We start from the raw sequence: 14,171 nt of genomic DNA, 5'->3' as shown, positions 1-14,171 counted from the left end.
CATGACCGCCAAACTGATCCATGGCTACGAAGTCGTCATCGGCTTCGAAACCCACACCCAGCTCGCCACAAAGAGCAAGATCTTCAGCCGCGCCGCCACCGCGTTTGGCGCCGAGCCCAACACCCAGGCCTGCGCCGTGGACCTGGCCCTGCCCGGCACCTTGCCTGTGATGAACCGCGAGGCCGTGGCCTGCGCTATCAAATTGGGACTTGCCCTCGGCTCCCACATTGCGCCAGTGAGCATTTTTGCGCGCAAGAACTACTTCTACCCCGACCTGCCCAAGGGCTACCAGATCAGCCAGTTCGAGATCCCGGTGGTGCAAGGCGGCGAGGTGTCGTTTTTCCTGGGTGACGAGAAGAAGACCGTGCGCCTGGTGCGTGCCCACCTCGAAGAAGACGCCGGCAAGTCGCTGCACGAAGACTTCATCGGTCAGTCGGGCATCGACCTGAACCGCGCGGGCACCCCCCTGTTGGAGATCGTGACCGAGCCCGATATCCGCAGCAGCGAAGAGGCCGTGGCATATGCCAAGGAACTGCACAAGATCGTGACCTGGATCGGCATCTGCGACGGCAACATGCAGGAAGGCAGCTTCCGCTGCGACGCCAACGTGTCGGTGCGCAAGCCCGGCCAGCCACTGGGCACGCGCCGCGAGATCAAGAACCTGAACTCGTTCAAGTTCATGCAGCAGGCCATCGACTACGAGATCCGCTGGCAGATCGAGCAGATCGAAGACGGCCACGCGATCCAGCAGGCCACCGTGCTGTTCGACCCCGACACGGGCGAAACGCGTGCAATGCGCACCAAGGAAGATGCTGCGGACTACCGCTACTTCCCCGACCCCGACCTGCCTCCGCTCCACATTTCAGAGCAGTGGGTGCAGGAAGAACGTGCGCAGATGGCCGAATTGCCCCGCACCATGGCGGCACGCTTTGTGGCGGACTATGGCCTGCCCGAGTACGACGCCACCACGCTCACGCAGAGCAAGGCGATGGCGGCGTACTTTGAAGCGGCCGCCAAAGCCTGCAGCCAGCCCAAGCTGGCCAGTAACTGGATCATGGGAGAGGTGTCGCGCCGCCTGAATATGGCGGAGACCGGTATCGAGCAAGCTCCTGTGACTGCAGCGCAGCTGGCCACGTTGATCGGCCGCATTGCCGACGGCACAATCTCCAACAACGCCGCCAAGCAGGTGTTTGATGCGCTGTGGACCGGGGAGTCGAACGACGTGGACGCCGTCATCGAATCCAAGGGCCTCAAGCAGATGAACGACTCCGGCGCGCTAGAGAAGATCATCGACGAGGTGATTGCCGCCAACCCCGACAACGTGGCGCAGTTCCGCGCGGGCAAGGACAAGGCCTTCAATGCGCTGGTGGGCCAGATCATGAAAGCCAGCAAGGGCAAGGCCAACCCGACGCAGGTCAACGAGCTGCTGCGGGCCAAGCTGGCGGGCTGACGCACGTCGATTGGCAACAACACTAACAACAAAGGGCCGCGAGGCCCTTTGTTGTTTGGATCTTTTGGTGAGCGGCGCAGGCTAAAGGAGCGCTCTCAGCGCATGGCCTCACCGCGTGGCGGCCGGAGCGGAGGCGTCGCTGGCGGGCGTTGCGCCCGGCAGGGGCATGCGCTGCGCCTCCCACAGCTTGCGCAACTGGGCCAGCTCCACGTCAAACCGCTGGTGCACGCGGCGCTTTTCCTGGTCTTGCCCGGCAATGAACCGCTGCTGCTCGGCAATGCTCTCTTCGTTCTCGGCAATCTTGCGGCGCAGCGACATCGGCGCCTTGCTGGGGTCCTTCTTGTAGAACTCCATCTCGACGTCAAAGGCCTTGCGCTGCTGTGTCAGCTCGACCAGGCGCTTTTCGGCAGTGGCGGTCACATCGTCCACCAGTTGGATGGCCGCAGCGCGCTCCACATCGTGTGCTGCCTTGTCCGGGTAACGGGCGGTCAGCGCGCGTTCGCGGCGGCGCTCCTCCAGCTCGCGGGCACGGGCTTCGGCCTCCTTGCGGCGCTGGGCCTCTTGCGCGGCGCGCTCCTGCTCGGTCAGCGAAGGGCCAATTTGCCGCCGCACAATGCCCGAGGGCCCGAGTTCGCGCTGCTCGCGGTCCAGGCATTCAGCAATCGGACGGTCGGCCGTCAGGCGCCGGCCATTGCGGTCCACGCACGTGTAGATGCCACCCGACGGACTGGGGGCTTGCGCCCACGCCAAATCAGCGCCCAGGGTGGCCAACAGAACCCCGCCCACGATCCACGCCGATTTGCTCAATCCGTCTACCCCTCGTTGACGCCGTATCGCCGGCGATAGGCCAGCACCTTTTCGTGATGGGAACGCATCCCCTCTTCCCCGTTTTGCTCCAAGAAGAGCAATAAGTCTGCCAGCCGTGCAATGGCACACACCTGCATGCCCAGTTGGTTGCGTACGTACTGCACCGCGCTGTGGTCTACGTCCTGGCCATTCTCGGTGGCTTTTTCCTGGCGGTCCAGCGCAATGGCCACTGCATGGGGCGTGGCGCCGGCCGCCTTGATGATGGCGATGGACTCCCGGGCGGCCGTGCCAGCCGACATCACATCGTCCACGATGAGCACCCGGCCTTTGAGGGGCGCGCCCACCAGGGTGCCGCCTTCGCCATGGTCCTTGGCCTCCTTGCGGTTGTAGGCAAAGGGCACGTTGCGCCCCAGGCGCGCCAGCTCCACGGCCACGGTGGCAGCCAGCGGAATGCCCTTGTACGCGGGGCCAAACACCATGTCGAATTCGATGCCGCTGGCCAGCAGGGCTTTTGCATAGAATTCCGCGAGGCGGCCAATCTTGCGGCCATCGTCAAACAGTCCGGCGTTGAAAAAATAGGGGCTCAGGCGCCCGGCTTTGGTCTTGAATTCGCCAAACCGCAGCACGCCCGACTCCACCGCAAAACGCACGAAATCCTGCGCCAGCTGGCCCTGTTCGGGGGTTTGCACGCCAACATCCACCATGGGGAAATCCTTGTTCAAGTTAACCAGCCTCAATCTCAATGGCATCCGCTCTGCCACCAGCAAAGGCGTGGAAAGCTGGATGGCAGCCACGCGGCCGGATTGTATTTGTGTGCAGGAAGTGAAGGCCCAGGCGGCCGACATGGCCAACCGGTTCGAGCGCCTCGCGGACCTGCAGGGGCACTTTCACTTTGCCCAGAAAAAGGGCTATTCGGGCGTGGGCATCTACACGCGGCACGAGCCGTCGGATGTAGTCGTTGGCTATGGGTCTGCCGAGTTCGATGCAGAAGGCCGATATGTCGAGCTGCGTTTTGACACGCCCGAGCGCAAGCTGTCGATCATCAGTGCGTACTTTCCGAGTGGCTCGTCCGGCGAAGAGCGCCAGCAGGCCAAGTTCCGCTTTCTGGCCGAATTCCACCCCCACCTCATGCGCCTGAAAGCCGAGCGCGACTTCATCCTGTGTGGCGACATCAACATTGCGCACCAGCAAATCGACCTCAAAAACTGGCGCAGCAACCAGAAGAACAGTGGTTTTTTGCCCGAAGAACGCGCCTGGATGACAAAGTTGTTGCACACAACTGATGAAGGCGGCGGCATCATAGACGTTTACCGTCAGTTACAACCTACCGCCACCGACACCGCCTACACCTGGTGGAGCAACCGCGGGCAGGCCTATGCCAACAACGTGGGTTGGCGGCTGGACTACCACCTGGCCACCCCTGCGATCGCGGCGCTGGCGCGCGCTGAACACATTTACAAGGGCGAAAAGTTCTCGGACCACGCACCCATCACGGTGGATTACGCACTGACCCTATAAGCCCCGCCCCAGCCCCTTTGCCCCGATGACCGACGCCAGCACCTCCGCCCCGCCTCCCGCCCACAGTTTCCGCCCCCAAAGCGCCGAGGCGCTGTGGCGTCAGATCTCCACCCCTCACCCCACGGTGGGCAAGGCGCGGCACCTGGGCGAGGCGCTGGTCCACGCGGGGCTGCTGTCCACACCGGACCTGGCAGAGGGCCTGCAGGCGCAGCAGGAGGAGCGCGGCAACGGCGTGCAGCGACCCATCGGCCAGATCCTGGTGGACCGGGGGGCGCTCACCCAGGACCAGCTGCGCAGCGTGATTGCCACCTGGCTGGGCGAATACACCGTGCACCCCGGCGACATCACGCCCGAGGCGTCGGCCCTGGCCCTCATCCCCCGTGCCGTGGCCGAGCGAGAGTCCGTGCTGCCCCTGATCGCGCGCGACGACGCGCTGGTGTTGCTGATGGCCGACCCCTGGGACCGGGTGCTGATCGACGAGATCCGGTTTCTGACCCAACGGCGTCTGATTCCGCTGCGGGCATCGCCCGGCACGCTGATGCCCGCCATCCACAAGGCCTACCGCACCCGCCCTGCCGACGCAGGCGGCGCGGCAGCCGGCGCACGCGCCACCTCGCAGGAGCTGCTGACCAACCTGGCCACCGCGTCGCCAGACGCCGATACCGAGCAGGCCGACGTGATCAGCGAGTCGGACAACACCCTGGTGCGACTCATCAACTCGGTGATCGACGAGGCCATCAGCCACCGGGCGTCAGACATCCACATCGAGACCGAACCCGCCCCGCACAACGTGCGCGTGCGCCTGCGCATCGACGGCGACCTGGTGCCTTACCTGGAGCTGCCCGCGCGCTATCGCTTCGCGATGGTGGCGCGCATCAAGATCATGGCCAGCATGGACATCTCGGAGCACCGCAAACCGCAGGACGGCAAGATCGACTTTGCGCGTTTTGGTGGCCCGCCGGTGGAGCTGCGCGTGGTCACAGTGCCCACCTCGCGCGGGCTGGAGGACGTGGTGCTGCGCCTGCTGGCGGGTGCCAAGCCGCTGCCGCTGGAGAACATCGGCCTGAGCCAGCCCAACCTGCTGGCGCTGCGCGCGGTAGTGCAAAAAAGCTATGGTCTGGTGCTGGTGTGTGGCCCCACGGGCTGCGGCAAGACGACCACGCTGCACTCGGTGGTGCGCGACATCAACACCGCAGGCCGCAAGATCTGGACGGCCGAAGACCCCATCGAGATCACCCAGGAGGGCCTGCGCCAGGTGCAGGTGAACCCGCGCATCGGCTGGACCTTTGCCGCCGCCATGCGCACCTTTTTACGCGCCGACCCGGACGTGATCATGATCGGCGAGATGCGCGATGAAGAGACGGCGCGCATCGCCATCGAGGCCTCGCTCACTGGGCACCTGGTGCTGTCCACCCTGCACACCAACTCCGCGCCCGAAAGCATTGCGCGCCTGCTCGAAATTGGCCTGGACCCGTTCAACTTTTCGGACTCATTGCTGGCCATCCTGGCGCAGCGCCTGGTGCGCCGCCTGTGCACCTCTTGTCGCGAGCCGCGCGTGGCCGACGACGAGATGCTGACGGGCCTGGCGTCGCAGTACCTGGACAGTGGCACCCACAACACCGCCGAAGCGCGCCAGGCACAGATCGGGCGCTGGCGCCAGCAGTACGGCGGTGCCCAGGGCGAGCTGCGGATGTGGCGCCCCGTAGGCTGCGCCAAATGCGAAGGCCACGGCTACCACGGCCGTCTGGGCATCCACGAGCTGATGATGAGTGACGAAACCATTCGCCAGCACATCCGCCACCGGGCCCCGGCCTCGGACATCCGACACTCCGCCCTCACCGCCGGCATGCTCACCCTGCGCCAGGACGGCATCGAAAAAGTGTTGCAGGGCCTGACCGACATGAGTGAGGTGGTGGCGGCGACCAACCTCTGACGTGCGCGCATTCTCGCGCGCCGGGCACCAAAATTTTTGATTCGAAACAGGCTCCAGCGCTTATCTGATAAGCGCCGGCAGCTATCGATAAATGAGCAATTCGCCAGATCCAACGGTCCGTTCGCCGTGGGATGCGCTGGCAATGATCTGCCAGCGCCCATGCGCATGGCCCCCTGCGGGTGAGATGGCCGCGTCAGGCGGCGGGCGCGCCCTCTTCCTGCACGCCCGCCACGGCGTCCAGCAGCTCGCTGATGCGCACCGGCTTGCCCAGCACGCGGGCCACGCCCAGGCCTTGCAGGCGTTCGGTGTCCAGCTGGCTGCCGCCGCCTGCCAGCACCACCACCCGCGTATCGCGCGGCGTGGCAAACCGGCCCTGCCGGAGCTCGCTGAGCAGTTCCAGGGCCTGCGGCCCCTCCTGCAGGTCCAGCACCACGCCCTCATAGGCGTCGGTTGCCAGCAGCGCGCGGGCCCGGCCCACGCTGCTGGCCTCCTGGAAGTCCACCATGCCGAGGTCACGGGCCACCATGACCATGGTGCGACGCAGCACGAACTGGGGTTCGACCAGCAGGATCCGGGGCCGCATCGCGCTCATTCCTCGTCCTCTTGACCTGCCAGGGTCTCGTTGGCCAGCCGCCGCAGCGCATCCAGAATCGACCGCTCCACCGTTCCGAGCGTGCGGGGCACGGTGTCGATCACGCACAGCGTGCCGATGCGATGCCCGCCCGGCGCACTGAGCGGCGCCCCGGCATAAAAGCGGATGTGCGGGTCACCGGTCACCAGCGGGTTGTCGGCAAAGCGCGGGTCGCGGCTGGCGTCCTCGACCACAAACAGTTCGTTCTTCAGGATGGCATGCCCACAGAAAGAAATTTCACGCGGGGTTTCCGTGGCCTCCAGGCCCATGCGCGACTTGAACCATTGCCGCTGGCCGTCCACCAGCGTGAGCAGGGCAATGGGGGTGTCCAGCTGCTCGGCTGCAAAGCGTGCGAGGCGGTCAAAGCGCTCCTCGGGCGGCGTGTCGAGCAGCAGCAGTTCGCGCAGGGCGGCTAGGCGCTCGTCCTCATCGGCGGGCATGGGTGCGGGTGTCATGGTCAATCCTGTGGTGAGGGTATGTATGGTTTGTGGGTGGGTTGATGCAACTCAGCCCAGCAGATAAGCCATTTGTGCCAGGTCCACAACGACCAGGTTGGCATGGTCGGCCACCGCGCCCTTTGCATTGATGAGCCCCAGCTCCCCCATGGCACCCATGCGCATGCCGCTGCGCCGCGCGGTGTGCGCGGGCAGCCAGTCGCACAGGCTGCGGATGGCGATGCCGATAGGTGCTGCAAGGTCCCCGGGTGCCTGGACAAGCACTACCAGCAGCGGTTCCGACGTCGCTGCCGACCGGGCAATGGCAGGCAGGTTGACCACGCGCACCGTCTGGTCACGCCACGCCAGAACGGCGCGCCGCCCCTGGCGAAGGTCATCGCGGGCCTGGGGCGGGAGCTCCACCACACCCACGATGCCCTCGACCGGCGAGGCATAGCGCTGGTCGGCGTCGAACACCAGATAGGGCACAGGCTCGGCCACCTCCGCGCCCGCACCGGCGCCCGGCACGATGCCATCGGCGGCAACGCGGCTGATGGACGCGCCGGGGGTCAGGCCGAAGAGCTTGTCCACATCCAGAATCTGCAACCGACCCAGATCGGGGCTCAGCACCACACCGGCCAGCAAGGCATCCTCGGGCGTGCGGGCTAGCCCCTCGGGGGCCACATCGACAAACTGCTCGCACTCCGACACCGTGAGCCCGAGCACGAGCGGGCCCTGGCCCACCAGCACCATCCACGGCGCCGCCTGCCGGTCGCTGGCCTGGCGGCCCTCGCTGATGTCCACCAGCGGCAGCTTGCGCCCGCGCCACTGGCCGATAGCCCAGGTGCGGTCGTTGCGCCCGAGCGCCAGATCTGTGGCCGGCAGGGGCACCACCTGTTGCACGGCCGCCACCGGCACGGCCCAGCGCTCCTGCCCGATCCGGAACACCGCAAAGCGTTGCGTTCCTGACCCCTGCCCTGGCGCTGCCAATGTCGCCGCACTGGCAGCCTTAGCGGGGGCCAGCTCTGCCGCCGCACACCAGGCCTGGGCGAGGCGCATCAGCCGCGCCACCTCCAGAATGCACAGCATGGGCGCCGTCGCAGACCCGGGCACCACGGACTCGAACAGCTCGCTGTCGTCGGGCGTGTGGTGCACCGTGCGCACGGCCCGGGTGGCCACGGGCTTCACGCCCAGCACGGCGTCCACCCGTACCCCCACCAGGGCACCTGCGTGCTGGAGCACCAGCAGCCTTGGCGCGCCGGTGTCCTCGTCGCCAGCGTCAGGCAAGGGCAGCCAGCGCTCCAGCGCCACGATGGGCACGGCCGCACCCGCGACATCGGCAACCCCCAGCAAGGCGCCACTGCGTCGCGGCAGCACCGCAAGGCCCTGCGGCGGCAGCGGCAGCGCCTGACCAACCTGTTCAATGGGGATCGCGATGTCGCAGCCGCCCGCGCGCACATGCACATGCGGCACCACCGCAGGGCTGGCAGAGGCCAAGGGCGGTTTCACGTCCTGCATCGCAAGCAAGGCTCAATCCGCCTGGCGCGGACTGCCACGGCCCTGCAGGTCTTCCAGCAGCCGGGCCACGTCCTGGGTCGAATGCTCCTGCTCTTCGGTGGCAATGCGGATCTCGCTGATGGAGCGCGTGGTGGCCTCGACCGCGCCCAAGATGCGCGAGAACGCCGCGTCCACTTCCTCCGACAGGCGGCTGCCCTCGGCCACGCGGCTCACGGTCTGGTGGATCAGCTTGGCAATCTCGCGCGCGGCGAGCGACGACTTTTCGGCCAGCTTGCGCACCTCGTCCGCCACCACCGAAAACCCCACGCCCTGCTCGCCCGCGCGCGCGGCCTCGATGGCCGCATTGAAGGCCAGCAGGTGCGTCTGGCTGGAAATCTCGCTGATCGTGTCCACGATCTCATGGATGTCGGACGACGAGCGCTCGATGGCGAGGATCGCGTCCCGCGAACGGCGCACCAGCCCGCTGCCGTCGCCCGCCTCGCGCTGGGTCTGCTCGGCCAGCTCGGTGGAGCGGCCCGCACTGCGCGCCAGCCGCTTGATGGCATCGCTCATGGCATGCAGCACGGCGGTGATGTCCTGCACCTTCTGCGCCACCGCCCGCTCGCGCTGCACCTGCGCCGTGATGTCGATCGCGTACTTGACCACCTTGTAGGGCCGGCCATCGACATCGAGGATAGGGTTGTACGTGGCCTGGATCCAGACCTCGGCCCCGTGCTTGCCGATGCGGAGGTAGCGCGCGCTCTGGAACTTGCCCTCGCCCAGGTCGGCCCAGAAGTCGCGGTAGGCCTGGCTTTGCACCAGGCCCGGCTCGCAGAACATGCTGTGGTGCTTTCCCCGGATCTCTGCCAGGGTGTAGCCCATGGTGCGCAGAAAGTTCGGGTTGGCCGTCTGCACGTTGCCTTCCATGTCGAACTCGATCACCGCCTGCGACAGGCTGATGGCATCGATCTTGCCCTTGGTTTCGGCGGCCGACGTCATGTCGTGCGAGATGTCCACGGCAAACTTGACGACCTTGTAAGGCTTGCCGGTGACGTCCAGGATGGGGTTGTACGAGGCCTGCAGCCAGATCTCCTGGCCCGCCTTGGACAGGCGGCGGTAGCGCCCGGAGAAGAATTCGCCCCGGCCCAGGCGGGCCCAGAGGTCTGCGTATTCGCTCGACGCCGCAAACTCCGGCTGGCAGAACATGCGGTGGTGCTGGCCCACGACCTCGTCGCGCGCATAGCCAAAGGTGTTCAGGAAGTTGGTGTTGGCGTCCAGGATCCGGCCGGTGAGGTCGAATTCGATCACCGCCTGCACGCGGTGGATGGCAGCAATCTTGCCTTCAAAGTCGGCCTGCTGCGCCCGCTGCGCGGTGATGTCGGTGGCCAGCTTGACCACGCCCACCGCGCGGCCCTCGGCGTCCCGCACGGGGTTGTAGGAGGCCTGCAGCCACACCGGCCGGCCCGCCTTGGTCACCCGCAGGAACACATCCTCGCGCACCTGCCCGGCGCGCAGCCCCTCCCACAGCGCCCGGTACGACTCGCTGGCCGTCACCTCGGGCGGACAGAACATGCGGTGGTGCTGGCCCAGGACCTCATTGGCGCTGTAGCCCATCAGGTCCAGAAACAGGCTGTTGGCCCGCAGCACACGGCCCTCCAGGTCAAACTCGACCACGGCCTGCACATGCTCTAGCGCCGCCAGCAAAGCAGCAGTGCGCGCGGCCTCCTGGGGGGCGGACGGGAGAGTTTCGGTAGAAATGTTCATGGTGAAGTGTCGGTTGGGGCCCCAAGCGCCACGGGCTGATCGCCTGGATGAGGGATTCGGGGTAGCGCCCTTTGCGCGGTGACGGCAAATGCAACCAGATGAAACGCCCGGACGAGTATGGCTTAATTTTGCTTTTCTGGCACAACCAACCCCATGCTCCGGTACCTCACCATCCCCGTCACCGCGTTCCAGCAAAACTGCTCCCTTGTCTGGTGCGACGCCACCCACAAAGCCGCCGTGATCGACCCCGGCGGCGACCTGGAGGTGCTGCTCGCTGCAATAAAACGTCTTGACCTCACGCTCGAACAGATCTGGCTCACCCACGCCCACATCGACCACGCAGGCGGCACAGGCGAGCTGGCCCAGCGCCTGGCGCTGCCCATCGTCGGCCCGCACCCGGGCGACCAGTTCTGGATCGATGGGCTGCCGCAGCAAAGCGCGATGTTCGGGTTTCCGCCCGCGCAGCACTTCACGCCCACGCGCTGGCTGCACGATGGCGACACGGTGCAGATCGGCAACGAAGTGCTGAACGTGCGCCACTGCCCCGGCCACACACCGGGCCATGTGGTGTTCCACGCGCCGCAGATTGACCGGGTGTTTGTGGGCGACGTGCTGTTTGCGGGCAGCATCGGCCGCACGGATTTCCCCCAGGGCAACCACCAGCAGCTCATCGACAGCATCACCCAGCGCCTGTGGCCCATGGGAGACCAGACGGTGTTCATCCCCGGGCATGGGCCGGAGAGCACGTTGGGGCGCGAGCGTCAGAGCAACCCGTATGTGGGTGGAACCTGAAAATTTGGGTGTTTTTGACCTCCAGCGCTTATCCATCAAGCGCTTACAGCTCTCAAAAACAGAGCGCCGTGGGGTGCAAGGCGGTCAGCCGTTGCGCCGGGCCGCTTCGTAGAGCCCCTGCACCTTGGGCACGTTCGCCTGCAGCTCCTTGATGCGCGCAGGCCCCGATGGGTGGGTGGACAGGAAAGCCAGCCCCCCCTGCTTGCTGCCGCTGGCATTGCCCATCTTCTGCCACAGGCTCACGGCGGCCGATGGCTGGTAGCCCGCGCGCGCGGCCAGCTCCAGCCCCACCAGGTCGGCCTCGCTCTCGTCGGACCGGCTGAACTGCAGCGTGAGCAACTGCCCGCCCAGGCCCGCCGCCGCCTGCCCCAGGTCGCCCAGCCCCAGCAGCTGCGAGCCCAGTCGCAACGCCAGGTTGGTGCCCTGCGTCTTGGCGATGCGCTCGCGTGCGTGCTCACGCAGCGCATGGGCCATCTCGTGGCCCATGATCATCGCGGCCTCGTCATCGGTGAGCTTGAGCTGGTCGAGGATGCCGGTGTAGAACGCAATCTTGCCGCCGGGCATGCAAAACGCGTTGATCTGCGAGCTGCCGATCAGGTTGACCTCCCAGCGCCACTGGCGGGCGCGGTCGTTCCAGGGCATGGCGTACGGGATCAGCCGCTTGGCGATGGCGTGCAGGCGCTGCAGCTGGGGGTGGTTGTCGGGCGCCAGGGCGCGCTTGGCGCGGGCCTGCTCCAGCATCTGGCGGTACTGCTGCGCGGCAGACTGCTCCAGCGTCTCGGCGGGCACCAGCTTGCGCAGGCTGGAGGCTGAGCCCACATCCACCTGCGCCAGCACCGGCGCAGCCGCGCTGGCACCCGCCGCCAGCAGGAACGCGCGGCGTGCGGACCAAGGGGACGACGGCGCGACGGAAGGAGCGGGGCAGAAAAGACACATACAAGGCAATCCCAGAAGGAATAATGAGCAGCGCTGGCACACAACACACCAGAGCCTGCCGCGCAGATGGAGGCTGACAGGATGGCTACAAGGGTGCGTCGGCGATGATAGACAAAACCCCCGCTCGCCCATGTCAGACACCTCCACATCTTCCACCCCCAGCCTCGCTCCCGCTACCGCCCCGGACAAGCCCCCGCGCACCCCCTGGCTGCAGACCCTGCGCGTGTACCTGGAGCCCGCCAGCCTGCGCATGCTGACGCTGGGTTTTTCGGCCGGGCTGCCGCTGCTGCTGGTGCTGGGCACGCTGAGCTTTCGCCTGCGCGAGGCGGGCATCGACCGCAGCACCATCGGCTACTTGAGCTGGGTGGGTCTGGCCTACGGCTTCAAGTGGGTGTGGGCGCCGCTGGTGGACCGCATGCCCATCCCGATGCTCACACGGCTGCTGGGGCGGCGGCGCAGCTGGCTGCTGCTGGCACAGCTGGTGGTGGTGGCGGGCCTGGTGGGTATGGCCCTGGCCGACCCGCGCCTGACTCTGGGGCCCATCGTGTGGTGCGCCCTGGCCGTGGCATTTGGGTCGGCCACGCAGGACATCGCGCTCGATGCCTTCCGCATCGAATCCGCCGACGCCAACCACCAGGCCGCGCTGGCGGCGTCGTACCAGACGGGTTACCGCCTGGCGATGATCTGGGCCGGGGCAGGCGTGCTGTGGATTGCCGCGCGCTCCGAGGTCGCGCCCGCTGTTGGCCAGGCCCTCGCGCAAGGTGCCGCCGCGTACCAGAACGGCGCCTGGCAGGCCGCGTACCTGGCCATGGCCGCGTCGATGGTGGTGGGCATTGTCACCGTGCTGTTCTCGCGCGAGCCCGCACCGGTGGCGCTGCCCCCGGCCAAGAACCCTGCCGAGTGGATCCAAGGCGCGTTGGTGGCCCCGTTTGCCGACTTTCTGCGCCGCTATGGCTGGCATGCGGCGCTGATCCTGGCGCTGGTTGCCGTGTACCGCATCAGCGATGTGGTGATGGGCATCATGGCCAACCCGTTCTACGTGGACATGGGCTACACCAAGGACGAAGTGGCCGCCGTGACCAAGATTTACGGTGTGATCATGACGCTGGCGGGCGCCTTTGTGGGCGGCGTGTTGTCCATGCGCTTTGGCGTGATGCGCATTCTGATGCTGGGCGCCATCCTCAGCGCGGCCAGCAACCTGCTGTTCGCCTGGCTGGCGGGCCACGGGCACGACGTGACGGCGCTGATTGCCGTGGTGTCTGCCGACAATCTGGCCAGCGGCATCGCCTCGGCCGCGTTCATTGCCTACCTGTCGAGCCTGACCAACGTGAGCTACTCAGCCACGCAGTACGCGCTGTTCAGCTCGATGATGCTGCTGCTGCCGAAGTTTGTGGCGGGCTTCTCGGGCGACTATGTGGATGCGTTTGGCTACGCCCAGTTCTTCACCTCCACGGCGCTGCTGGGGCTGCCGGTGCTGGTGCTGGTGTGGCTGGCATCCCGCATCCAGAAGGTCGGTGGCGCCTGATTCATATGCCCAGACAGCTACTCAATCAATAGCAAATCCTGAAGCCTCTCGCCACCCGGTTTACCGGAACTTTACGGGGGCTTCAACACGGGGAGACGGCTCTACCGGACCATGAAGACCGTTTCAAAGCCTCGCCACTACACTGCCGCCATGAGCTCCCAACTGCTGATGATCGAAGACGACGCCCGCCTTGCGCAGATGGTGGGCGAGTACCTGGGCCAGTCGGGCCTGCAGGTCACACACCGCGCCGATGGCAAAAGTGGCCTGGCGCAGCTGCAGGGCCCTGATGCGGGCCCACTGCCCGACCTGGTGATCCTGGACCTGATGCTGCCCGACATGGATGGACTGGAAGTGTGCCGCCGCATCCGCTCGCTGCAGGGCAACGCGGCGCAGGTGCCGGTGCTCATGCTCACCGCCAAGGGCGACCCGATGGACCGCATCATCGGGCTGGAGCTGGGCGCTGACGACTACCTGCCCAAGCCCTTTGAGCCCCGCGAGCTGCTGGCCCGCATCCGCGCCATCCTGCGCCGGCGCACGGATGGTGGCGGTGCGGCCGCTGCCACCCAGGTGCTGCGCTTTGGCACGCTGGAGATTGACCGCGACGCGCGCACTGTGACCGTGGCGGGGCAGGCGGCGGACCTCACCTCGTACCAGTTCGACTTGCTGGTGGCGTTGGCCGAGCGCGCGGGCCGGGTGCTGACGCGCGACCAGATCATGGAGGCCGTGCGCGGCCGCGAGCTGGAGGCGTTTGACCGCTCCATCGACGTGCACATGGGCCGCATCCGCGCCGCCATCGAGCAGGACGCCAAGAACCCGCGCCGCATCCTCACTGTGCGCGGCGTGGGCTATGTGTTTGCCAAACAGCAGGATTGATCGCTGACGCA

The 14,171-nt window shown here is 66.6% G+C and carries 13 protein-coding genes; 6 read left to right on the top strand and 7 right to left on the bottom strand.

Annotation, left to right across the window (positions count from 1 at the left end; genetic code table 11):
- Window position 1 precedes the first annotated feature (1 nt).
- Window positions 2-1,450, top strand: coding sequence for an Asp-tRNA(Asn)/Glu-tRNA(Gln) amidotransferase subunit GatB (gene gatB, locus C380_RS01575; protein ID WP_015012143.1), 1,449 nt, complete (start codon window positions 2-4; stop codon window positions 1,448-1,450).
- A 108-nt stretch (window positions 1,451-1,558) separates the two neighbouring features.
- Here gatB and C380_RS01570 read toward each other — a convergent pair whose 3' ends face one another.
- Complete coding sequence (locus C380_RS01570) at window positions 1,559-2,257, bottom strand: DUF4124 domain-containing protein (protein ID WP_015012142.1); 699 nt, start codon at window positions 2,255-2,257, stop codon at window positions 1,559-1,561.
- A 5-nt stretch (window positions 2,258-2,262) separates the two neighbouring features.
- The gene (gene pyrE / locus C380_RS01565; protein WP_015012141.1) at window positions 2,263-2,961 is read right to left on the bottom strand and encodes an orotate phosphoribosyltransferase; all 699 of its coding nucleotides are present in this window, start codon (window positions 2,959-2,961) and stop codon (window positions 2,263-2,265) included.
- A gap of 10 nt (window positions 2,962-2,971) precedes the next feature.
- On the opposite strand from pyrE, the gene C380_RS01560 reads away from it, so the two are divergent.
- Window positions 2,972-3,775 (top strand): exodeoxyribonuclease III, encoded by an 804-nt coding sequence (locus C380_RS01560; RefSeq protein WP_015012140.1) that lies wholly within the window; start codon window positions 2,972-2,974, stop codon window positions 3,773-3,775.
- A gap of 25 nt (window positions 3,776-3,800) precedes the next feature.
- Window positions 3,801-5,708 carry a GspE/PulE family protein gene (locus C380_RS01555; protein ID WP_015012139.1) on the top strand — a complete coding sequence of 636 codons (1,908 nt, stop codon included), beginning with the start codon at window positions 3,801-3,803 and terminating at the stop codon, window positions 5,706-5,708.
- A 193-nt stretch (window positions 5,709-5,901) separates the two neighbouring features.
- Here C380_RS01555 and C380_RS01550 read toward each other — a convergent pair whose 3' ends face one another.
- Genes C380_RS01550 through C380_RS01535 form a run of 4 tightly spaced genes read right to left on the bottom strand, consistent with a single transcriptional unit; the run spans window position 5,902 to window position 10,034 of the window.
- The gene (locus C380_RS01550) at window positions 5,902-6,291 is read right to left on the bottom strand and encodes a response regulator (RefSeq protein WP_043565921.1); all 390 of its coding nucleotides are present in this window, start codon (window positions 6,289-6,291) and stop codon (window positions 5,902-5,904) included.
- Between the two features lie 5 nt (window positions 6,292-6,296).
- Complete coding sequence (locus C380_RS01545) at window positions 6,297-6,794, bottom strand: GAF domain-containing protein (RefSeq protein WP_015012137.1); 498 nt, start codon at window positions 6,792-6,794, stop codon at window positions 6,297-6,299.
- Between the two features lie 51 nt (window positions 6,795-6,845).
- Window positions 6,846-8,291, bottom strand: a complete 1,446-nt coding sequence (locus tag C380_RS01540) for a chemotaxis protein CheW (RefSeq protein ID WP_015012136.1) — start codon at window positions 8,289-8,291, stop codon at window positions 6,846-6,848.
- A gap of 12 nt (window positions 8,292-8,303) precedes the next feature.
- Window positions 8,304-10,034 carry a PAS domain-containing methyl-accepting chemotaxis protein gene (locus tag C380_RS01535; protein ID WP_015012135.1) on the bottom strand — a complete coding sequence of 577 codons (1,731 nt, stop codon included), beginning with the start codon at window positions 10,032-10,034 and terminating at the stop codon, window positions 8,304-8,306.
- A gap of 153 nt (window positions 10,035-10,187) precedes the next feature.
- Between C380_RS01535 and C380_RS01530 the strand changes: the two genes are divergently transcribed.
- Window positions 10,188-10,826 carry an MBL fold metallo-hydrolase gene (locus tag C380_RS01530; RefSeq protein WP_015012134.1) on the top strand — a complete coding sequence of 213 codons (639 nt, stop codon included), beginning with the start codon at window positions 10,188-10,190 and terminating at the stop codon, window positions 10,824-10,826.
- 84 nt (window positions 10,827-10,910) lie between these two features.
- Here the strand turns inward: C380_RS01530 and C380_RS01525 are convergent, their stop codons facing one another.
- On the bottom strand, window positions 10,911-11,762 hold the full coding sequence (locus C380_RS01525; protein WP_015012133.1) for a M48 family metallopeptidase: 852 nt from the start codon (window positions 11,760-11,762) through the stop codon (window positions 10,911-10,913).
- Window positions 11,763-11,892: 130 nt separating this feature from the next.
- Between C380_RS01525 and C380_RS01520 the strand changes: the two genes are divergently transcribed.
- Both C380_RS01520 and C380_RS01515 read left to right on the top strand, forming a co-directional pair.
- The gene (locus tag C380_RS01520; RefSeq protein ID WP_015012132.1) at window positions 11,893-13,287 is read left to right on the top strand and encodes an MFS transporter; all 1,395 of its coding nucleotides are present in this window, start codon (window positions 11,893-11,895) and stop codon (window positions 13,285-13,287) included.
- 150 nt (window positions 13,288-13,437) lie between these two features.
- Window positions 13,438-14,160: a response regulator transcription factor gene (locus tag C380_RS01515; RefSeq protein WP_043565051.1), complete on the top strand. Its 723-nt coding sequence runs from the start codon at window positions 13,438-13,440 to the stop codon at window positions 14,158-14,160.
- The last annotated feature ends 11 nt before the right edge of the window (window positions 14,161-14,171 follow it).

Origin of the sequence: Acidovorax sp. KKS102, assembly GCF_000302535.1 — a bacterium.
Lineage (GTDB): Bacteria > Pseudomonadota > Gammaproteobacteria > Burkholderiales > Burkholderiaceae_C > Acidovorax.
Note: the sequence above shows the minus strand (reverse complement) of the source record. Positions and strands in the feature narration are given on the sequence as shown.